A 22469-nucleotide genomic window follows, 5' to 3' on the forward strand; every position below is an offset into this window, starting at 1 on the left:
CGCCGGGTTCAGGCGGGTTTCGGGCAGCTCGAGGGCGACCCATTCGAAACCCGTTTCAGCGCGGGCGTGGGACCTCGGCGAGCTGTTTCATGTCGGCCAAGCGGGCGCGGGCGTCTCCGACCCAAATCGAGTCGGCGCCGTGCAGCTCCTTCAGTCGCTGAATCGCGGTTTCGGCCCGCGACAAGGCTTCGTCCAACCGGCCCTCTGCGGCCAAGAGCCGACCCGAGACCAATTGGGCCCGAATCAAGGCCGGATGGTTGGGCGAGCGGTGCTTCTCCAAAACCGCGCGGGCCTCGTCCAGCAGGCTGCCGGCCTCGTCCCAACGGTCCTGCCAAGCCGCGGCGTCGGCGCGATAGACCTTCAGCTCGGCGGTCAACATGCCGCTCTCGCGTTCCATCGCACGGTAAAACGGATCTGCCGCTTCGAGCCAGCGCTGGGCTTCCGCCGCCTCGCGTGTGGCCAACAGGACTCTGGCCAACGAGAGGTAGTCTTCGGCGAGATACGGAAAGGCCTCGCCGTACAGGTTGCGCCGTTCTTCGATCACGCGTTTCATGCCAGCCTCGGCCTGATCGAGGTCGCCTCGGTAAAAAGCGAGCCTGGCCTTGGCCGCGCGAAGGGTCAATGGCAATGCCGACTCGGTCGCATCGACCTCGGCCAATGCCCGCTCGGCGCCGGCCATGTCTTTCGAGGCCCGGCCCATCCGGCCCGCCAATCCTTCCATCAGTGCCGCCTGAACCAGGGGCTCCACCATCAGGAGGTGGTCTTCCTCGGTGATTCTGGCGACCATGTCCGCCGACTCCCTCGCCAAGTCGGCGGCTTCGGCGAACCGCCCCAACCGCGCAAGGATGGCTGCGCGCGTCTCGTACACCGACGCGACACCGAGGTCGTCCCGCTCGGTGGCGAAACGACGGGCCTCGGCCAGCACCGCGTCGTGCAGACGCAGCCCCTCGGCCGCCTCGCCGCGCAGATACCGCAGCTTGGCCACATCGTCCGCCAGCTTGAGCGACCGCAGGCGGGGCCGCTCCACCTCGCCTTCCGCCAGAATTTCGTCGAACAACGGTTCGGCCTCGGCCAGGCGCCCGGCGATGACCAGGTGGCGCGCCACATTCTCACGTGCGCTCAGCCCGTAATCGGTGGAGGCGCCGAAATGGGCCGCAAAGAGATCGCGCCCCTTCTCGCTGTAGCGCAGCGCCTGATCGAAGTCGCCGTTGACCTTGTGCACATCGGCGATGGAAAAGTAGACACTGCCGAGGTTGACGCTGTCCTCCCCCTCCTCGCGGTGAAAGTACTCGAGGGCCTGGTTCAACAGGCGCTCGGCCACGGACACCTTGTGCTGGGACAGGAGAACCCGGGCCAGCCGCAGCCGATCGGAGGTGACCAGGTGGTGTTCGGGGCCGTAGATGGAGGTGTTGACCGCCATCGCTTCGCGAAAGAGCTCCTCGGCGTCCTCGTAGGCACCGCGCGAGGTGATGACCCTCGCCAGGTCGGAAAGAGCCAGGGCATAGAGGTAGTGCTCCTTGCCGAATCGAGCCCCCATCTTGGTCAGGACCTCGCGCTGCAATCGCTCGGCCTTGGCCATGTCGAACGCCGACTCGGCGATCAACCCGGCGTTGCCGATGCTCTGCAACGTGTAGGGATGATCCTCTCCGTAGATTTTCTTCTTGGCCTCGATCACTTCCTCGATCAGGGCCACCGCTTCCTCGTAGCGACCCTGGTCGCGCAGCACCCCGCCATAGGCGTCTTTGTAGATGAGCAGATAGGCCCGATGCATGCCATCGGCCCCTTCCGCAAGCGCGACCGCTTTTTTGTAGTGATACTCCGCTTCCTTCAAATTGCGTAGGTAGTGGTTGTTGCTGCCCAAGTAAAAATGGACCGTGGCCACCTCGGGCTGGTCGGGCCCATAATGCTGCTCCATGACTTGAAGCGACTGCAGCAACCACGGCTCCGCCTCTTCGTACTCGCCCTGCACGTAGAGCGAAAAGCCCATGGACATCAGCGCATCGGCCCGTCGATCTTCTCCGACGGGATGGTTGCGCACGATGTCCATCGCCTCGGCGACACAGGCTTCCATCTTGTCGATCTGGTTCAGGTAGGAATAGGTGTGGACGGCGTTGGTCAGCACTTCCACCAGGTAGCCGTGGCGACCCGCTTTGCGCATCAAGTCCGCCGACTCGCGCAACATCCGCTCGGATTCCTCGAAATCGCTGAGCCCCTGGTAGACGACGCCCATGGTCATGAGCAAGCGACCTCGAACGTAATCGCGACCCTCCAACTCACCGGTCAGTCGGTCACGCCCCAATTCGAGCATGTCGCGGGCGCTGATCGTCTCGCCCATGTTGTTGGCCGGATCGGCGTATTTGAACAGCGAGACCATGTAGTCGGTGATCTCTTCGGACGTGGCGCGCTCCTGCTCGGCGAGGACCCGCTGGGTTTCGGTCCGTTGTTTCTCGTGCCAGACCACCCAGAGCGACATCGCCAGGATCAGGATGGTGCTCAGCCCGAAACCGAGCGGAAACCGATTGCGATGGACGTACTTGGCGAAGCGGTAACGCCAGGTGATCGGCCGGGCGCGAATGGTGTCGCCGGACAGCCAACTGCGCAGGTCCTGGGCGAAGTTCTCCACCGAGGGATAGCGCTCGCCCTTGTTCTTGCGCAGGGCCTTGCCCACGATCAAATTGAGGTCTCCCTTGAGCAACCGACGCATCTTGATCGGATCCACGTTGCGGTTGTCGGCGTGCATCCGGACCTGCCCCGAGGTGCCGGTGAACCGCGAGGCCAGACTGGGCACGTCCGATTCGACCACCATGTGATAGGCGGTGAGGGGCGACCGCGAGGTGACCTCGTAGGGAAGGGTTCCCGTCAGCAGCTCGAACAGCAGGACCCCGAGCGAGTACACATCGGTGGCGGCGTTCAAAGGCTCACCCAACCACTGTTCGGGCGAAGCGTAGGCCGGGGTCATGACCGGGCCGGCGGCGTGGGTGAGCGTTTGCTGGGTGCCCGTATCGGGGTTCAGGATCGCCGCGATCCCGAAGTCGAGCAACTTGGGCTCGCCGATATCGTTGACCATGACGTTGCCGGGTTTCAAGTCGCGGTGAATGATCAGGTTCTGGTGGGCGTGGCTGACGGCGTCGCAGACGAGCAGGAACAATTCGATGCGCTCGCGCACGTTGAGCTTCCGGCGATCGCACCACTGGGTGATCCACACGCCGTCGACGTATTCCAGCGCGAGCCAGGGACTGCCTTCCGGGGTCGTGCCCAAATCGTAGAATCGGGCGATGTTGGGATGGTCCAGCCGCGCCAGGATCATTTGTTCCTGGTCGAAACGACGCTTGATGTCGGGCTCGGTGATGCGCAGGATCTTCAAGGCGGCTTTCTTGTCGGCCACATCGGTTCGCTCGGCCAAATACACCAGGCTCATGCCGCCGCGTCCCACCTGACGCACGATGCGATAGGGCCCCAATTCCCGACCCGGACCGAATGCCGATTCGCACATGGCGTCCTCGTTCACGGGCGCCTGCGCGGAACCCGAAGCCTGAGCGCCCCTGGCCGCACCCCAAATCGGTACGGCAGCGAGGGTCGCCTTCCGCTGGTGCTCCTTCCCCTGCTCATCCGCCGTGGCATTGGTTTCTTTCTTCATAGGACCTCTGACCGATTGGCGCGGGAGACCTTGGCGTTCGACCGGACCTCGTCGGGCCGTCAACAAAACGAGCGAGAAGGGTATCAGGCTCGATGGGGCGTCCATTGCGTCGATCGCCGCCAAGGATTGGCCGGTCGAACCTCTTTGCATCGACTACCGAACGAACTGCCCACATTCTATCTCATACTTCGGCAACAAAAGGAGCGCCTTGAAATTGTCGCAACCAGAAAAAAAAGAGCCCGGCCGTAGCCGGGCTAAAATAATCAGAGGAGACTTACGCTTCAATCGTGGGAGTGTTGAAGCTTGAGAGTAGTCTGATTGCTTTGCTGCTCTGTGGTGAACTCGTACCCGTGAGTCCGGGTCGGCCTTGCTCAGGGGCTTCGCCGGGGGTTTGAGTTCCCGCTTTCGAGTGGGTATAAAGGCAATGGGGATGCCAAGGTAGCTGGCACAGCATAAGTTCTTTATTTCCAACACACGACTCATTATCCTGGACAAGAACCACCACAAAACTGGAGTTTTTCCCATCTTTTCCCAGGGCGTTTTACCCACTAATTACGTTTTTGGTAACTCCTAGACGACAGCATGCCAACTGTTGAACTCTTTTTCGGGTTTTTGCGCACATGTGGGCTTGACCACGAATGGTCGGCCGAGTCGGCTATCCGCGAGATATATCACTGTTCCCGGTGGGAAAGGTGGGTCTCTGTCGGGTGCTGGGTTCTTTCGGTCTGTGGCTTGTGCCCATCCTGGCACCTGAATCAGGAACCCAGGCAAAGCCGAAACGAGCGGGGAGAACTCGAGGGATTTCCTTTGGATGACACGGTGCCTGATCATGCATCTCTATCGAGAAAAATCTTCCGGAGTCCACTGCATCGAAATGGTTCCACAGGATCACTCATTTCAACCAAGCGTTTCCTGGTTTTTGAACTTTCTGGCTTCATGTTTCATTTCCCTAAACCCAACAGCGATAACGGGCGAAGCGCCAATCCCATCTTCGCAATTCCTAAAAGAAAAGAGCCCGCTCATCGCACTGCATGCGATGCCACGGGCTCTCGGTCGAAGGTTGGCTCAGCGGTAGAGGAAATCGGGATGGTTGAACAACACCCATAAGGTGTCCACCACTGCCTCGAGGGGCTCGGCACGTTCGATTCCCCGCAGCACCGCCTGCAATTCCCGCTCGGTAGCCGACCGGAACAGCACGTCCTCGAAGAGGTAGGTCGCCATCTGTCGTTTCGTGATGGCCTCCTCTGCCAATTGCCGGCTGAGCGTCATGACGAGCGGCGAGATCTCCGGATATTCCATGAATATCGCGATGGGGAACCCGTTCATCATCATCAGGGCGTTTTGGACCGTGCTCTCGTTGTCCCGCGCACGCGACAGGAAGTAGTCGCCGCGTCCGAACGAGATCTGAAGCTCCTGGGCCACGAACATGTAGAGGTACAGCTCTTCCACCTCCACCTTGCCCACACTCGGGAATTCCGCCGTTTTCTCGTCGCCTTCCTCGTAGTTCGGGAACAACGTCGCCAACGCCAAGGGGCTGGGTTCGGTCGGATCCGGCATGGCCCACGCGCTGTGGTAGGGGGTGCGCCCCATACCGGCCACCACGTAGGTCGGCTGACGACCCAGGACCTGCCAGATCCCGTCCACGATCGTCTCGGCATCCAACCGCCGCACGCGCTTGTTGTCGCGCCAGTAGGTCCAGCGCTTTCCGGACGGCGCGGTGCCAGGCTCGTAATCGGCGTAGTTCCACTGGTAGAGCTTGCTGTTGGCGATGAGGCGGACCAGACCGCGCAGGTCGTAACCGTGATCGATGAACCAGTCGGTCAAGTACTCCATGAGGTAGGGATCCTTGGGCTGCACGGTGGTGCCGTTGGCTTGGGCCACCTCCGGATCGAGTCGGGTGAGGTCGAAGCCGTCCAGAGGCTCGACAAACCCTTCGCCGAAAAAGTGGGCCCAAATCCGGTTCACCCAGTTGCGGGCGAACTGACGATCGGCGGTCAGGATGCGGGCCAGGGCTTCGCGACGCCCCTCACCGGCTCTGGGTTGCTCACCCGTGAAGGGATACTTCGGCGCGATGACGCCACCGCGGCGTGCCGGCCGCATGCCTTGTCCGGGCTGTGTCTCGGCATGATACTGCCCGTCGTAGAGCTTGGGGTCCAGGTTGTACTCGAAACTGTCGAATTCGAGAATCGGAAGCAGCGAGCCGGAGCGGGGATCGAAACCGGGACGATCCATGTCGACCACCTGAATCTGGCTGTAGAAACGGTGGATTTCGGCGAATTCATCTTCTTCCTCTTCCTCTTCTTCGCCCTCCTCACCTTCGTCATCTTCACCGTCGTCATCTTCGCCGTCTTCACCCTCTTCACCATCTTCCTCATCCTCTTCCTCGCCTTCCTTGGCCCATTTGGCCTCGTCATCCTCGAACTTTTCGGGATGGTAGAAATAGACGGAGGAGAGGAAGGCGGCCAGGCCCCAGAAGTCCTTGCGTTTCATTTGGGACAGACCCACGTTGACGGTCTCCAGGTGACCCTGCCCGTCGTGACAGGATATACACTCGATCTGAATGCCCAACATGGTTTGGCTCATGATGGCCGCGGTGTCGTCGATGTAATCGGGACGAAACCCTTCGACAAAGGCCTCCTTGGCCCAAAAGACCGAAGCCGACGCCGGCTCGTTGGCGAGACCGTGCCCCGCGATGATGCTCCGCATCATGGCATCGACGGGCGTGTTGGCCGCCACCTGATCGCGCAACAACTTGTGGAAGGCGTTGCGGTACATGCCGCTTTCTTCGATGAGCATGGTGTTCTGGAAGAGATCCCCGAAAAAGGTCGTCCAGCGCTCGGTGAAGGCCTGACTCGCAATGAGTTCGTCGATCAGGCGGGCGTATTTGTCCGTTCGGGTGTCGGCAAGGAAGGCGGAGGTGCGGGCGCGATCGGGCAAACGACCGGTGAGATCCAGCGACATGCGCCGAATGAAGGTGCGGTCGTCGATGGCAACCGCCTTGTCGCGGCGTAGGTCCTGGCTGGAAACGGCCGAGGCCATGACATCGGCCGCGGTGGGAACGCTCGGCGATTGACCGGCGCGGGCTTGAAAGACCCCGGCGCCCATCATCGCGACGCAGGCGAGAATCATCAGTCGGTGTACCAAAACGTGCATCGTATCCCCCCTCACGCGAATAGCCCGTCGATTTCGTAAAGCTGACCCGTGCGCACGGTCGGCACGATTTCGTAGAGACGCCCCGACGGCGTGTCGGTGAAGGATTCGGTCCAATCGACGCCCACCGCGGAATAGAGCGTGGCGAGCAGGTCGCCGATGCCCATGAGACGGTTGTGCGACCAGCCCTGGTCGAGGACGTAATCGCCGACTGCGCTGGTCGACCCGATGACCCGACCGGGTCGGACCCCGCCGCCGGCGAACAGGGCCGACATGGCGTAGGGATAGTGGTCGCGACCGGCGGAGCCGTTGAGATCACCGGTCGTTCGACCGAACTCGCCGGCAACCACGATCAGGGTTTCGTCCAGGAGCGTACCGGTCCCGGATTTGGCGGGTTTCGCTTCCAGACCGGTGATGAGGTGGGCCAGACCCTCGTCGAGGGCGCCGGCCAACTCGGGCAGCGCACCCTGCGCATAGATGTTGTCGTGATGGTCCCAGCCACCCAAAGCCATTTGAATTACGCGGGTACCCTTGTCCGCATCCAAAAGGCGAACGACCGCTTCGGCCTGGGCCCGGAAGGCACTGCTGTAATTTTCGTCTTCGGTCTCGAACTCCTCTTCGTTGACCGCGCCGAGCAGTGCATGGAGTTCGCGATCATTCATCAACCGTTGCGCCTGGCGCTGCACGCGAATGCGCTGTGCACGGGCGTTTTCGCCATCCGGTATTTCGGCCAACAGATCGTTCAACATCCCGAAACGCGCCTCTGGCTGCTCGATGAAATGCTGCAGGTTTTCCATCTGGCCCCGCTCATCGAGGGTCAAACCGCGATCCTCGATGGGAAAGAAGCCGTTGTCGGCGAGGGTGAATCCGAAACGAACCGCCGTGGGCAAGGTGTCGCCGGCCCGCCGCTGGTCCGCCAGCTTGAAGGACATCACCGAGGCGATATGGGGAATTTCATCGATGCGCGAGGCGTCCTGGCGGTGACCGGTCGTCAAATGGTAGATGGCCCGCTCGTGGACCGCTTCGATCGCCGTGAGGGAGCGAACCAGCGAGAATCGGTCGGTCAATTTGGAAAGCTTGGGCATGATGCCGCTGGGCCACATGAGGCCACCGATGTTTTCGGCCCCCAGCAAGGTGGGCGTGGATCGATGCAGTTTCAGATCAAACGTATCTACGTGGCTGGCGCCGCCGTCGAGCAGCAGAAACACCAGGTTCCGTGCGGAGTTGCGCGTGTTTTTCGCACCATGGGTGGTATGGGCGGGTCGCCAGGTTCGTGGGGAGGTCACGGCGCCCAGTTGATTGGTGCTCAGGAAGCTCAGTGCGGCGCCGGCACCGAGCGTGCGCGCCAGGCCACCGAGGAAGTCACGTCGATCCATCTTGCCCTCCAGGTCTTTGGGTGAATCAATAACGCAATACGGGCGCCGGCCAAAATTCCCCGACGAGCCCACGAAGCATCCTATTTAAAAAATAGGCCATGCCACATTAGAAGCACCGCTTTTTTCCGGGAATTCTCCGTGAATGGGGGAAGCACCCGCGAACGGCCCCTCGCAGCACCAAGGGTCCATTTTCCGCATCGGCCGAAGATGGTCCCGCCAGTCCGGTAATCGCGGCCGCACGGCGTACTCGCTCCAGGCTTGTGGCGGGAAAGCCGAGTCCTGAATGTCCCACCCGAACACGCCACACCGAACGACACACGGCTCGAGCCCATCCCCGCCAGTCCACCGACGAGCACCGACCATGAACCGGATCTCGGTCAGCCTGGCGGGTTTTCTTTTTTCGGGACGCGCGTCACATGGACAAGGCGGTCGTGAGCGTCTGGTCGGCGAGCAGCTTCGGCGGTCCCCGCCAAATGATCTTGCCGTCTTTGACCAAGGCCGCCGCCGGAACGCCGAAGACCCCGAACCGATCGCTCATGGTGCCGTCTTCCCTCGCGATGGAGAAGGTCAAATCGCGCTCGGTCAGGAAGGAGATCACACTGGTCACCGTCGACTTCTCCGTGATGCGCGTCAGCGCGACCACGTTGACACCCTTCTCGTGGTACCGCTGAAACAGGTCCTGAATGTGTCCGATCTCGTCGCGGCAATGGGGGCACCATTCCTCCCAGAAAAGCACCAGGGTCACCGGCGAATCCTCGAACTTGGCCTCGCCCTGAAACCACATCTTGACTTTCAGCGACCCGGCATCCTTGCCGACGAAGGTGATGTCCGAGGCCATTTTCTGAAAGGCCGATTCGCGTTTCACCTCGGGATATTCATCACCAAGCGATTTGAGTTGGGTCCGCACCTGTTCGAGCTCCAGCGCCGAACAATGCGCTTCGATCTTTTTGAATCGATCTTGAATCTCGCGTATCCGCCAATCGCCCGTCTGGGCTGAAACAGGCAGGCATCCGAGACCGATGAGGAAGAAAAACAGCATCACGCGCACAACATGTCTCACCCAACGCCTCCTGATTTCGATCGATCACCGCTGGTGCCACCCTCCAGGAGTACCGATGCCGGATGAACGACACCCAAAAACCTGATGTGGGGAAAGGAAGGTGAGCGACGGGTGATCCGATTTTCGGAACTATAGAGGTGCGCGCGGACGGCTGTCAAGATCGGCGCACGAGACGACCGGAAGTACCCGACCCCGAGCGATCGCGGGTTTCCGGAGGGGCATGGGCCCCGCGTTCGGGGCCCAAGACTCAGGTTCGAAGCCATCCGACCGATGCAGACACTGAAACAGGCGTTACAATGATCACGACATCCGTTCCGCGCCCAGACCGCCCAGACATTCCGTTCCCTAGGAACCTTCCGCCTATCGAAACCAGCAAGGGGTCCCCTCTCCTCATGTTGCCGCGCATCTTCCTCATGCTTCTGCTGTTCGGACCCGGTGTGCGCGGGTTCGCCTGGTACCAACTCCAGGACCCGGTGCGCCCACCTCTGCGGTTCGAGCACAGCACCACCAGCGACGGGCTTTCCCAAAGCGTGGTGACCTGCATGATTCAAGACCATTGGGGATTCCTCTGGATCGGTACCCAAGGCGGTCTCAATCGCTTCAATGGCTACGAATACCAACATTTTCAACACGATCCCGCCAACCCCCACTCGATTTCTGAAAACTGGGTGAGTTGCCTGCTGGAAGATCGCGACGGCCAACTCTGGGTGGGCACCCAGACCGGCGGCGTCGACCGCTTCGTCGCAGCCCGCAACGAGTTCGAAAAGATTCCGATCCTGGGCGAAGGCGAGACCCTCACCCAACCGGCCGTGTTCTCCATGATTCAGGACAAGGAGGGCGTGATCTGGATGGGCTCGGAGCGGGGCCTCTACACCTACGACCGATCCGAGAACCGGTTCCGCATGGTTCCCGCGAAAACGCCGACCAACATCTATTGCATGGCGGAGGTCAACAACCTCTTGGTATTGGGTACCGGTCAGGGCCTGTTCATCTACAAACCCTCGAGCCGGCACTGCTGGAACGCCAGCGAAGTGTTCGACGAGCCGGGCAACCTCACTCGGGCGGAAGTGTTGGCACTGCACATCAGCCGCAGTGGCGTGATGTGGATCGGGGCCATCGACGGGCTCTACCACCTCTACCCCAACAGCAACCGCCTGCGCTATTTCGGCCCGGGCCGCGACGGCTCGCCGGGCTTCACCGGTGGGGCCGTCAACGCCCTTCTCGAAGATCGCCGCGGCCGGCTGTGGATCGGCACCCAACGCGCCGGCCTGTACGAGTACGACCCCAAACACAACCGCTTCCTGAACCATCGCCACGATCCGGCGCGACCGGACAGCATCGGCGCCAATCGCATCGAAACCATTCTGGAAGATCAGTCGGGGCTACTCTGGTTCGGCCTCATGGGCCACGGGCTCAGCCGTTGGAATCCCCGACGTCGCTACTTCAACGCGTTCACCCACGAGCCCGACAACCCGAACTCGATGAGCGCCCCACAGCCCATTCCCCTCCTGGAGGACCACCAGCAACGCCTGTGGATCGGCACCGTGGGCGGCGGCCTCGACCGCTACGATTTCGAACGCAACCAATGGGTACACTACCACAACGATCCCGACGATCCCGACAGCCTGGCCCAGGACGAAATCTTCAGCCTGTACCAGGATTCCAGCCAGGTGTTGTGGATCGGCACCCAGGATCGCGGCCTCGACTGTTTCGATCCGGTGACCGAACGCTTTCGACACTACCGCAACGACCCCGACGATCCGCAATCGCTGGGCCACGACAAGGTGCGGGCCATCCGCGAGATCAGTGCGGGCATCCTGTGGATCGCGACCTTCGGCGGCGGCCTCGATCGCATGGACGTGGAAGCGGAGACCTTCACCCACTTCGAAAACGACCCGGACGAGATCACCAGCCTCAGCGACAATCGCGTGATCTCCCTGCTGGCCGACCGCAAGGGCCGGCTGTGGATCGGCACCATCAGCGGTGGCCTCAACCTGCTGGAGGATCCCACCCAGCCGCACCGCGCCGCCTTCCGCCATTTCAAGCAGGAGCCAGGAAACGGCGAGAGCCTGAGTCACAACACCATCACCGGCCTTTTGGAGGATACCGAAACCCAGGATCGCGCGCTCTGGGTGGCCACCTTCGGCGGCGGCCTCAACCTGCTCGAATGGTCGGGGGCCAGCTATCGCGCCCAGCGATTCGGTCAGCGGGACGGCTTGCCCAGCAGCAACCTGACGGGTGTCGTCCGCGCCAAGGACGGCATGCTCTGGATCGGGACCCAGAAGGGCCTGTGTCAAATGGACCCCAGCTCGCGTCGCATCCTGAAGCGCTACAGCCGCGAAGACGGCTTGCTCGATCACGAGTTCGTGCCGTGGTCCCAATGGGCCGGCGACTCGGGCCGCATCTATTTCGGCACGCCCAAGGGGGTGCTGTGGTTCGACCCACGCCAAATCGTGGAAAGCACCTATGTGCCGCCCATCGTGTTGACGGACCTCAGCACGGCGGATCCGGATTTTCAATTGGAACAGCCTCTCGGCGACCTGGAGGATCTGCAACTCAGCTACCGCAACACCCTACTTTCGTTAGAGTTGGCTGCCCTGGACTACACCCGTCCCCAAAAGAATCGCTACCGCTATCGGGTGGAGGGGCTGGTGGATCGCTGGGTGGACCTGGGCACCAAACGCAATCTGATCTTCACGAACCTGAAGCCTGGAGACTATACGCTGGTGGTTCAGGGTTCCAACGACGAGAACGTATGGCATACGCCAGGCCTGAAGCTCCATTTGCAAGTAGCACCTCCACCCTGGCTAACTATCTGGGCATACGCTTTTTATGTTCTATTGCTGCTTTCGGTACTGTGGGGTTACCAGCGGGTTCAGACTCGCAAGTTGAAGCAGGAACGCCGGCTGACCGCCAAGGAACGCGAGATCTCCGAACGCTTGCGTCACCTGGACAGGTTGAAGGACGAATTTCTGGCCAACACCTCACACGAGCTGAGAACGCCCCTGAACGGCATCGTCGGACTCACCGAATCTCTGTTGGACGGCGCCGCGGGTCCCCTGAACCGCAAGCTCTCCCACGACCTGACGATGGTCGTCTCGGCCGGCAAGCGCCTTTCGGGCCTGGTCAACGACATTCTCGACTTCGCCAAGCTCAAGAACCGAAGCCTGCAATTGGACACCCAGCCGATTCACTTCCAGGAAGTGGCCGGATTGGTCCTGGCACTTTCCCAACCTCTGGGCGCCGACAAGGACCTGACACTCGTCAATTCGGTACCCGACGACCTGCCGCCGGTGATGGCGGATCGCAATCGCCTGCAGCAGATCATGTACAACCTGGTGGGCAATGCCATCAAGTACACCGATTCGGGGAAGGTGATGGTTTCGGCCGACGTGCGCGGCGATCGGGTGGAAATCCACGTCAAAGATACCGGCATGGGCATTCCGGAAACGCTGCAGACGGCCATCTTCGAGTCCTTCGAACAGTTGGACGGCTCCCTGGAGCGATCGCGCGGCGGGGCGGGGCTCGGCCTCGCGGTCACGCGCCAACTGGTGGAACTACACGGAGGAAGCATCTGGGTGGCCTCCACGCCCGGCAACGGCGCCACCTTTTCCTTCACGCTGCCGCTCTCGGACGGAACCGAGGTAAGCGAAGAGCCCTTCCGACCCGAAACGGAGGTTTCTCCGCGAATACAGCCGGATTTCCGGCCGCGGGTCGGCAAACCGGCCGCGCAGACCACCGCACCCATGCCGGCCCAGGACGGCACCCAACCCCGCTTTCATCTGCTGATCGTGGACGACGAACCGGTCAACCGACAAGTCCTGGTGAACCACCTGAGTCCCGGCCCCTTCGAGTTGACGGAAGCGGCGAGCGGTCCGCAGGCCATCCGCGCCCTGGCGAACAGCGGACCCTTCGACCTGGTCCTGTTGGACATCATGATGCCGGAAATGTCCGGCTACGAAGCCTGCCGACTGATGCGCAAGGATTACTCGATCCTGGAATTGCCGATCATTTTCCTGACGGCCCGAACGCGCGTGTCGGATTTGGTGACCGGCTTCCAGGCGGGCGGCAACGACTACCTCACCAAGCCGATCTCGAAGGAAGAACTGTTGTTGCGCGTCCAAACCCACCTGCAATTGAGGGCCATCTCACGAGAGTCCTCGAAGGCGGAGTCCAGTTAGGCAGTGCGGGCCCCGGGCCATCGGATACACCCGTTCGACTTCGGGAACTCGCGAGAATGGCGACGCCTTCTCGGATTTACCGCGAGACGGCCCGCTTTTCACAAAAACGCCATGGTAGACTTGAAGCTACTTTTCTTTCTGCACCACGATTTACCGAGGCCATCGATCCATGACCATTCACGCCCTTCGTGGGGTGATCGCGACCCTGTGTGCCGCCTTGCTGGGCCTGTTCCTCACCGCCCTGATCGGCTTCCGAATGAGCCAGTCCGCCCTCTGTGACGCCGTCGGTGCCCACCTGCAAACGACCGCGCAACTCCAGATCAACCACGTCGACACCATCATCGAGCACAACCTCAATCAGCTCGCATTGGTCAACAGCCGCACCCAATTGCGGCTATCGCTGAGGGCCTTTCAGCAGGGCGAAGATCCCAGCGAGCGGGCGCGCATGAACAAGATCTTGAGGGATGCCCGCAACGCGACCTGGGAGTTCGAGGATATCGACGTCCTCGACCTGGACGGTGAAGTGGTGGCTTCCACGAAAGAGACCCACCTCGGGGACATGCGAAAGGACGACCCTTCGTTCCAAAAAGGCATCAAGGGCTACACCTCCCAGTTGGCCACCTTCGTGGCGGGCACGCCCAGGTTGGAGCTGTCGGGCCCGCTGATTCTGGAAGGCAAGACCATCGGTGTCCTGATGGTGCTCGCCAGGACCGAGACCCTGAACCAGGTCACCGCCGATTACACGGGCCTCGGCAAAACGGGTGAGACCATGCTCGTCATGCACCGCGAGAACGGCCCGCCCATCGCCATCACACCCTTGCGCCAAGATCGCGAGCCGATGCGAGCCGTCAAGATCGATCCGCTCGAGCTGAGAGACGGGGTTCTGACCGAAACCACCGATTATCGCGGCAAAAGCGTACTGGCGATGACCCGCAAACTGCCGCACCTGGACTGGAGCATCGTGGTGAAAATCGACGAGGAAGAGGCGTACGGTGCCCAAGCCAACCACATGCGCTTCATGTTCGCCTCGCTCACCCTCACGATTCTGCTGACGGCCCTGGTGTTCGTCGGCTTCGTGCGCAAGAACTGGGAACCCCAACCGGGGTTGGACCGCAAGACCGCCGGAACCCCCGTGGCCACCGAAACCTGAAGCGCGAACCAGGCCGCGAGCCAGGCGTTACGGCAATCTTCCTCAGCGACTTTCCCACGGCGGCAACACACCCAGCCGGCGCGCGACCACCACGGCCGATTGGGCCGCACTTTCCAGCAGCGGGATGCCAAATCCCGCATAGCTTCCACAAAACCAGACCCTTCGTCCCGGTTGGTCGTGGATGCGCATCAACTCCCGCCAGCCAATTTCGTTTTCGGCGGAAACCACGGGACGCTCGAAGGAAGACCTGCTGAGCACGGTTTCCTCCCTGGCTTCGACCAAGGGGTTCCAAGTCTGGAAAATGGGTTTCGTGTCTCGCAGCTCGGGCTGAACCCGGTTCATCCAGATGGTGGCCATCGGGCTCGCCTCGCCCTTTCGCGTCACGAAGTTGACGGGGCTCCAGTCCCGCTGGTTCGGCGTGCAAAGCGCCGGATCGGTGTGCATGACGACTTCGCTCCGTTCGTAGGTGAAGCGATCCAGGGTCTCGCGCTCGTCCTCGGTCATTTGCTGCATGATCTTCGCGACCTGGTTGGCCTGGGTCGCGAACACCACGTGATCGAAAAGCCGAGCCTCCTCGCCTTCACAGCTCACCACGACCCGTTCTCCTTCGCGCCTCACTTCCTGGACACTTCGGCCGCAGCACAGCTCCGCGGCGTTTTCCGCCAGCAGCGACACGACCTCGCGCGACCCCAGCCTGACTCGCCTGACCCCGGTGAACAAGACGCCTTTGGTCATGTAATCGATAATGATCTCGGCCGGATAGGCCCTGACAGCCTCGAGCGAACAGGTGCAGATCCCGGCGTAGGCGGTGTAGAGGAAGTCGGCAGCGAAATCGTGGGAATAACCGCGATCCTTCATGAACGCTTCGATGGTCATACCGCGCAGCGAGCCGGACTTCAGGGCCAGCGGCGCTTCGAGATAAAAGCGACACAGGTCGCGCAGGATGCGTAGCGAAGGTCGTTGCAGACTGGTCAAACCGCTCACGAAGGGAAATGAAACGGGCCCCATCAGCAAATTGTCGAAACGAAAATAGGGACGCCGATCGATCTTGCTGAAACTGGAAGCGTAATTGACTTTCTCGACCTCGATGCCCACCGCACGGTAGACCTTCAGAAGGGTCTGGTAGTATCCCTCGTAAAACACCCGCAAAGGCACGTCCACACGGGCTTGGACGCCGCCGTGATCGATGTCGATGCCGTGGGCGTCCATCCCCAGGATGGGATGGCGTTCGAACAGCGTGACGTGATGGTCCCGTCCCAAAACCCATGCTGCCGTCAATCCGGCAATGCCGCTTCCGATAACCGCGATACGCATTGGATTCATCATGGGGATCCCCTTCCGGATTTCGAATTCGAACGCAGAGGCGCCGCAAGATCGTGGATCGGCGGCGAGATGTGAAGCCTGAGAAGGGAGCGGATTCTCGATTGTGGCGCGCAGAATGATTCCAAGGCCACGGTCACGACATGCCCAAATAACGGAGCAACTCGCGAGGCTGATGAATCAAGGCCTCGGCCCCATCGCGATAGAGTTCGTCCTCGTCGCGAAAGCCCCAGGTCACCCCGACCACGAACGCGCCGGCGGACCGGCCGGTACGCATGTCGATCCCGGTGTCGCCGACGAAGACGACCTGCCTGACCGAGAGCGCCATGCGCTCGAGCATGGTGGTCAAGGTACTGGGATTGGGTTTCTTGGGCATGCCAGGCGCGGCGCCGCGCACCATGTCGAACGTGTCGCGCAGAAAAAACGCGTCCACACAACGATGGACAAAATCGTCCGGCTTGTTGGACAACACACCCATGCGGATTTGCGATCCGTGCAGGCGCGTCACCAGTTCGGGAATCCCGTGGTAGGGCTGAGTCGCATCTCGCCAGTGTTTCTCGTAAAAGGCCAGAAACGAAGCTTCACAAAAAGAAATGGTCTCCGGATCGCGCCGATCTTCGGGCAAGGCGCGCTCGGCGAGTTTGTAGGATCCCTCGCCCACGAACAGCTTGTAGGCTTCGGGTTCGTGACCGGGCAAACCCAGGCCGTTGAGCGCGTGGTTCATGGAGGTCGCGATATCCGTCAAGGTATCGAGCAGGGTTCCGTCCAGGTCGAAGATGACCGCTTTGTAGGCTGCGCTGAGTGTCATGAACCTTCCCACCGAGTAGATCGCGACGCCACCGGATGGGGACGCCGAAACGGGAGACCGTCTTTTTGGATTCGAAAGTAGGCATATTGTAACCCGAAATCAGGCGAAAGGCGATTTCCGCATTAGGCCCGGTGCGTTGCCAAACCGCGGCGGATTTGGGATCATGGTTGCCAACTGTTCCGATGGGTATCGCGAATCGGATCGCTTTTCACCGGGCGCGTATCGGTCTGCATTTGTGGATTTTCGATCCGGAACCCCCGAATGGGTCCCATGTCCCGGACACGGGAATCGCGAAGCGGCGAAAGGTTCGCGTCCTCGATCGATCCGTCTAATCAGAGAGTACCTATCCGGAAACCAGGGTTATTTGAAACGGTTTCTCGGCCATGGCCGGGTTCCCCATGCAGACAGGTTTCAGCCAATCACCCGAAGGTAACCTTGCCGACACCTGAAGGCTGATCGCGTGCCCATCCAAGCGAATGAACACGGCAATCGCGTTTTTCCCGTCTCTGGATGGACACTGTGAAGTCCAAAAACGCAGGATCTCATGACCGCCCACATTTCTCCCTCCCACCCACTCGATCGACCCATCACCTCGACCAAAAGCACCTGTTGCAGGCTGTTTGCCCTCGCGTTATGCATCCTCGGTCTTCCGGGTCTGACCCAGTCGACGGCACCGAAACCGGGCTCCTATGTCCTCGATCTGGGCGGTCACCGCTTCGATCCCCTCGAGGGCACTCCGGCGCCGCACGAGCAGGTATCCGCCAAAGCGGAAACGGGGCCCGACCTGCACCTGGTCCAGCTCCAGGGCGCGACCCGGCCCCAGTGGCTCGAGACTTTGAAAAACAATGGATTGCATCCCCTCCGCTACATCGCGCCCCACGCCTATGTGGTTTGGAACGAGCGGGGCGGAGAAGCCCGGACCGCCTCCCTACCCTTCGTGCGCTGGAGCGGTCCCTTCCATTCGGGCTACCGATTGCTCCCCGAGTGGCGCACCGAGCTGGAGCGCGCCGCGAGTGCGGAGGTGGTGCTGCTGGTGTACCGGGCGATTCGCGCCGAGACCGTCGGTCGCCGACTGGTCCAGCTTGGCGGGACGGTGAATCAGGTTCGAAAGGTCGGCCGCATGTGGCACTCGATTCGCGCCACCCTGCCGGCCTCGTCGATGGTGTCGGCTGCCGCCATACCTGGGGTCTACACGCTTCAACCCGTCGCCCGCGACGGCGGCAACCGCGGCGAATTGACCGCCCAGATCGTCGCCGGCAACGTCAACCAGAGCGACCTGGCCGACCCGGGTTACGCCGCTTGGCTGGCCACGTTGGGTCTTTCGGGTGACGGGATCGCGATCGCCTCCGTCGACACGGGAATGGATCAGTTGCACGGCGACCTGAGCGGCCGCGTGCTCCCCTGTACCGGCGAGACCTGCGGTGAGGAGAAGTTTTCCCATCACGGTACCCAAACCGCCGGGATCGCGGCGGGCGACGGCAGTCAGGGCGTCTTGGACGGCGACGACTTCAACCGCGGGCTGGGCGTCGCACCGGGTGCGTCACTCATCGAATTCTTCTACCTCTTCAAGGAAACGAACCTGTGTTGCCGGGACATCTCTCTGCTGACCCGCGAGGCGGTGCGCAACGGCGCGATCATCTCGAACAACAGTTGGGGACCCTCCCCCACGCCACGCGGCTACGACAGCGACACGCTCGAAGCCGATATCGCCGTGCGCGACGCCGATCCGGAGGCGCTCGGCGATCAACCGCTCCACTACGTGCTGTCGATCGCCAACGGTAACGGCGGCACCAGCAGCCAAGGTACGCCGGACGAAGGCAAGAACCTGATCACGGTCGGCGCCACGGTCGCCCAGGCCAACACGGGCCAGCAGATGGGCACGGCCACCCGCGACATCAGCGACCGCTCGGCGCACGGTCCCTGCCTCGACGGCCGGCACCTGCCGAACCTGGTCGCGCCGGGCTGCTACGTGGATTCGCCGCGCACGGGCGATACCTATGGTTTCATGTGCGGCACCAGTGCCGCCTCGCCCCACGTGAGCGGGGCCGCGGCACTCTTTATCGAACGGTACCGGGCGCATCCCGACAACGCCGGCGGCCAGGACCCTTCGCCCGCGCTCACCAAGGCGGCCCTGCTGGTTTCCGCAACGAGCCTGGCCGGGAACCAGGATGCGGACGGTCAGGTCATGGGTCAGCCCTTCGATTCCAAACAGGGTTGGGGCCGGTTGAATCTGGCCGCCCTGCTCGACCCCGGTGTTGCGGTGGTTTACTTCGATCAGGAAACGATATTCCGCGAGTCGAACGTCACCTGGCGAACACCGATGACCGTGGATCAGCCCGGTGAACCGGTGCGCGTCATGCTGGTCTGGACCGATGCGGCCGGCCACGGTCTCGGCGGAACGACCCCGGCCTGGAACAACGATTTGGATTTGAGGGTGCGTGTCGCGGGAGAGACGTTCAGCGGCAACCAGTTCGACGAAAACGGGTGGACACCGCCCGGCACCGCACCCGACACCCGCCACAACACGGAAGGGGTGTTTCTGGAAACGGTGGCCGGTGACTTCGATATCGACGTGTTGGCGGTCGACATCAATTCCGACGGCCTGCCCAACCTGCCCGGCTTTCTCGATCAGGATTTCGCCGTCGTCTGCTGGAATTGCCGCAAACGTCCCATCTTCGACATGATTCCTCGAGCCAACAAAACGACCGCGTGTGCCGCCGACCAAGCTCACTTCAACCTGGACCTGCTGGCATTGAACGGATTCGACCAAACGGTGACCCTGGAAGTCTCGGGCCTGCCCAAAGGTCTCTCGGCCCAGTTCGACAACGCCCAGGTGACACCGCCCGCCGCGGTTACCCTGACCATTTCCCAGACCGATGCCGTCGCACCGGGGACCTATCCGTTCTCGGTTTCCGCAGAGGGCGGCAACTGGTCCGAAAACATCGCGTTGAGCCTGGAACTGGTGGCCGAACCGCCACCGGCGGCGCATCCCGGCGAACCGCAACCCGACGCGCAGGACATCCACCTTCGCCCCCGCTTCACCTGGCAGGCGGCCGCGCTCGCCGAGTCCTACCGCATCGAGGTGGCCCTGGACGCGGCCTTTGAGCAGATGGTGCTCTCGGAATCCACCGAGGATCTTTTTTTCCTGTCGAATCAGGTCCTCGAACCCGACACGGCCTACTTTTGGCGCATTCGACCCAGCAACGCCTGTGGCGATGGGCCGGTCGGCGATACGAGCACTTTCCGGACGCGGACGCGCAAGCCGCTGCTGCTGGTGGACGACGACGATGATTTCCCCGATGTACGCGCGGCCTACACGGATGTGCTCGACGCCTTGCACCAGCCCTACGAGGTGTGGGACACCCAAAACAGCACGACGGAACCGGATGCCGGAACCCTTGCCGCCTACGAGTTGGTCATCTGGTTTTCGGGCGATGCGGTCGACGGGGTGGAGCCGAAAGCGGGTCCCCTTCCCACAAACGAAGCCGCCATCGTTTCGTTCCTGGAATCGGGCGGCATGTTCTGGCTGATCACCCAGGACTACGTGTACGACCTCGGCGGTCCCACCCACGACCAACCGACGCCCTTCATGCGCGATTACCTGGGCCTCGCTTCGGTGAATCCCGAGGTCGAGCACGAACGCATCGAAGGAACCGAGGCTCCCTGGGCGGAACTGGGCTCGCTACCCCTGGATTATCCCTTCATCAACTTTTCCGACGATTTGACTGCCACCGAATCCGCGCGCGTGTCGGTCGTGGGTGACCAGGGCGGCGCCGGCCTGGTTCTGGAAACCGAAACCTGGCGTACCCTGTTCTGGGCGTTTCCCTTCGAGGCGATGGTGTTCGAACGCCGAGTGCAAGTCATGCGCAATCTGCTCTCATCACTGGGGTTCCGCCACGATTGCGCCAGTGTGGAGGAATTCGAGAGCCTGTTTACGCTCTGGCCCGAGCCCCTCGATGTCTTGGATCTGATCACCTGCGAAGCATCCTATTAGGCCCGAAGGAGATGGTTTCCGGCATGTTTCGATACACCCGTCGGTCCAGGTGCTCGACCTTTACGCGGCCGGCGGATAGGCACCGCTTCGGTTGAACAACCGATCCAACTCCCGGTAGCGGAAATCGAAAATCCATTCGAGTTTGCGCCGAACGTATAGGCGATGCACCAGGTTCCCAATGATGCCGAACGGCATGGCGTAGGACACCCGATCCTTCATCAAGACACCCCCGTCCACCGGCGTGAAGGTATGGCGATGGAACCAAAACGCGTAGGGTCCCAGCCGTTGTTCGTCCACGAAACTACTTCGCTCGGACAGGTGCTTGATCTCGGTGACCCAGGTCTGCCACAAAAAAGGGATGGCCTTGACGCGATATTCCAAGATTTGTCCAGGAAACATCCCGTCAATGTCGGTGCTGATGATGCGAAATCGCAGATCGGGCGGCGTGATGCGATCGAGATTTCGGGGGCTCGAAAAAAAACGCCAAGCCTCGTCGAGGCCCACTGCCAGTAGCTGTTCGCGTTCGAGTTCGTGGAGCTTCATCGCGCACCGTCCCGGTTCCGATCGATCGTCATCGCCTCCATTTTACCAATCGGGCGTCGTTGCAACGCGCCGCGCGAGGGTTTCAGCCCTGCGAAAAGGAAAGGACAGTGCCTAGGATGGGCCCGGATCTCGCGGTTCGTTTTCGAAGCCGTAGTGTGCCGCAAGGTAGGCGCGGGTGGACCGTCCGATCGGGACCGAACCATCCAACCACCGGTAGCGGAACACCTCCGATTCCTCGGCTTCGACCACCACGCCCTCGTCCAGCCAATGGTTGAAGCGATCGAAATCGGCGGGCCGTTCCTGCGTATCGTGAATCAGCTCGAACGCGGATCCCAAGTCCCGATCGGAAACCAGCGCGAGCCCATGCTCGGTTTCCCAATAGAGCGCGGTATCCTCATCGATCCAGGTACGCGTCACGCGGGTGATCGGGAGACCGGTTTGGGTCCGCCAAGCCATCGCATCCTCGGAGATCCGGTGCACGACCCAGGGTGCGCCCGGCAGGGCGACAAACACTCGCTGGGGTCCGTTTTGAAAAAACCAGCGGCCGCGATCGTCACGGCTGTAGTTGGCGTTGACCGCCTGAAGAATGCGCGCATGCTTGATCGGCACACCGCGCAAAAGCCAACGACCGCCCCGATCCAAGGCCAGCCAACCAAATACCGACGGCACATTCGGCCAACGCGCCATGGCGCGCAGCATGTCGGCATCGAGATGAGGATAAGGCACGTCCGTCCTCCTCCACAGAGAAACGAGGTCGCGGTCGGGGGATCCCGCCACCGAACCACTGGGTTCATTATGCCGGGCGTCGTCGTCGCTTCCAAGGGGGGAAAAGACCCAATCGCGCAGGAGGGAAATGCCGGAAGCGGTGAGGGCCAAGCCCTTCCGAGGCCTTCCCGACATCGACGTCATCATGAAAACATATTCACTTTTTTACATTAACGTTACACCTTGTCGTTTTTTTGTGTTAGCCTCATCTTGCATTTCCGCATTTTTTCCATTCACTTCATCAAGTCCCGACGTGGACTTCTTTGGCCCCCGCACTTCCCTTCTACTCATTTCCGCGCGCGGTCCATCTCTCCCCTCCCCGGACCGCCGGACGGGTCGATCTTTCCTGTTTCCATTCGACTTTCCATACACGCTTCGCATCCCAGCCGTGCCCGACGGTGTGGGTGGGGTGCGCCTGCCGTCTGACGAATCGCCGCTTCGGCAGCGACTGGGAATCGGTCCGTCAACGGGATGAACACCGCGCC

Annotated in this window: 11 protein-coding genes; 3 read left to right on the top strand and 8 right to left on the bottom strand. The window is 61.6% G+C overall.

The window, feature by feature from the left end:
- Positions 1–55: 55 nt before the first annotated feature.
- The 4 genes from J3U87_RS30645 to J3U87_RS30660 form a co-directional block, all read right to left on the bottom strand.
- A complete protein-coding gene (locus J3U87_RS30645; RefSeq protein ID WP_237379607.1) occupies positions 56–3637 on the bottom strand; it encodes a serine/threonine-protein kinase in 3582 nt (1193 codons plus the stop codon).
- 1065 nt (positions 3638–4702) lie between these two features.
- On the bottom strand, positions 4703–6790 hold the full coding sequence (locus J3U87_RS30650; protein ID WP_237379608.1) for a DUF1549 domain-containing protein: 2088 nt from the start codon (positions 6788–6790) through the stop codon (positions 4703–4705).
- 11 nt (positions 6791–6801) lie between these two features.
- On the bottom strand, positions 6802–8163 hold the full coding sequence (locus J3U87_RS30655) for a DUF1501 domain-containing protein (RefSeq protein ID WP_237379609.1): 1362 nt from the start codon (positions 8161–8163) through the stop codon (positions 6802–6804).
- A 412-nt stretch (positions 8164–8575) separates the two neighbouring features.
- Positions 8576–9223 (bottom strand): peroxiredoxin family protein, encoded by a 648-nt coding sequence (locus J3U87_RS30660; RefSeq protein WP_237379610.1) that lies wholly within the window; start codon positions 9221–9223, stop codon positions 8576–8578.
- A gap of 392 nt (positions 9224–9615) precedes the next feature.
- Here J3U87_RS30660 and J3U87_RS30665 point away from each other — a divergent pair, with 392 nt between their 5' ends.
- Both J3U87_RS30665 and J3U87_RS30670 read left to right on the top strand, forming a co-directional pair.
- Positions 9616–13404: a hybrid sensor histidine kinase/response regulator gene (locus tag J3U87_RS30665; protein WP_237379611.1), complete on the top strand. Its 3789-nt coding sequence runs from the start codon at positions 9616–9618 to the stop codon at positions 13402–13404.
- A 169-nt stretch (positions 13405–13573) separates the two neighbouring features.
- A complete protein-coding gene (locus J3U87_RS30670; RefSeq protein ID WP_237379612.1) occupies positions 13574–14554 on the top strand; it encodes a cache domain-containing protein in 981 nt (326 codons plus the stop codon).
- Between the two features lie 42 nt (positions 14555–14596).
- Here J3U87_RS30670 and J3U87_RS30675 read toward each other — a convergent pair whose 3' ends face one another.
- Both J3U87_RS30675 and J3U87_RS30680 read right to left on the bottom strand, forming a co-directional pair.
- Entirely contained in the window at positions 14597–15880 is a 1284-nt protein-coding gene (locus J3U87_RS30675) for an FAD-dependent oxidoreductase (protein WP_237379613.1), read from the bottom strand.
- Between the two features lie 130 nt (positions 15881–16010).
- Positions 16011–16682: an HAD family hydrolase gene (locus J3U87_RS30680; RefSeq protein WP_237379614.1), complete on the bottom strand. Its 672-nt coding sequence runs from the start codon at positions 16680–16682 to the stop codon at positions 16011–16013.
- Positions 16683–17226: 544 nt separating this feature from the next.
- Here J3U87_RS30680 and J3U87_RS30685 point away from each other — a divergent pair.
- Entirely contained in the window at positions 17227–20676 is a 3450-nt protein-coding gene (locus J3U87_RS30685; protein WP_237379615.1) for a S8 family serine peptidase, read from the top strand.
- A 60-nt stretch (positions 20677–20736) separates the two neighbouring features.
- Here the strand turns inward: J3U87_RS30685 and J3U87_RS30690 are convergent, their stop codons facing one another.
- Both J3U87_RS30690 and J3U87_RS30695 read right to left on the bottom strand, forming a co-directional pair.
- On the bottom strand, positions 20737–21219 hold the full coding sequence (locus tag J3U87_RS30690) for an SRPBCC family protein (protein ID WP_237379616.1): 483 nt from the start codon (positions 21217–21219) through the stop codon (positions 20737–20739).
- Between the two features lie 111 nt (positions 21220–21330).
- The gene (locus J3U87_RS30695; protein WP_237379617.1) at positions 21331–21945 is read right to left on the bottom strand and encodes a DUF2946 family protein; all 615 of its coding nucleotides are present in this window, start codon (positions 21943–21945) and stop codon (positions 21331–21333) included.
- Between the last annotated feature and the right edge of the window lie 524 nt (positions 21946–22469).

It is taken from the genome of Sulfidibacter corallicola (genome assembly GCF_017498545.1).
Lineage (GTDB): Bacteria > Acidobacteriota > Holophagae > Acanthopleuribacterales > Acanthopleuribacteraceae > Sulfidibacter > Sulfidibacter corallicola.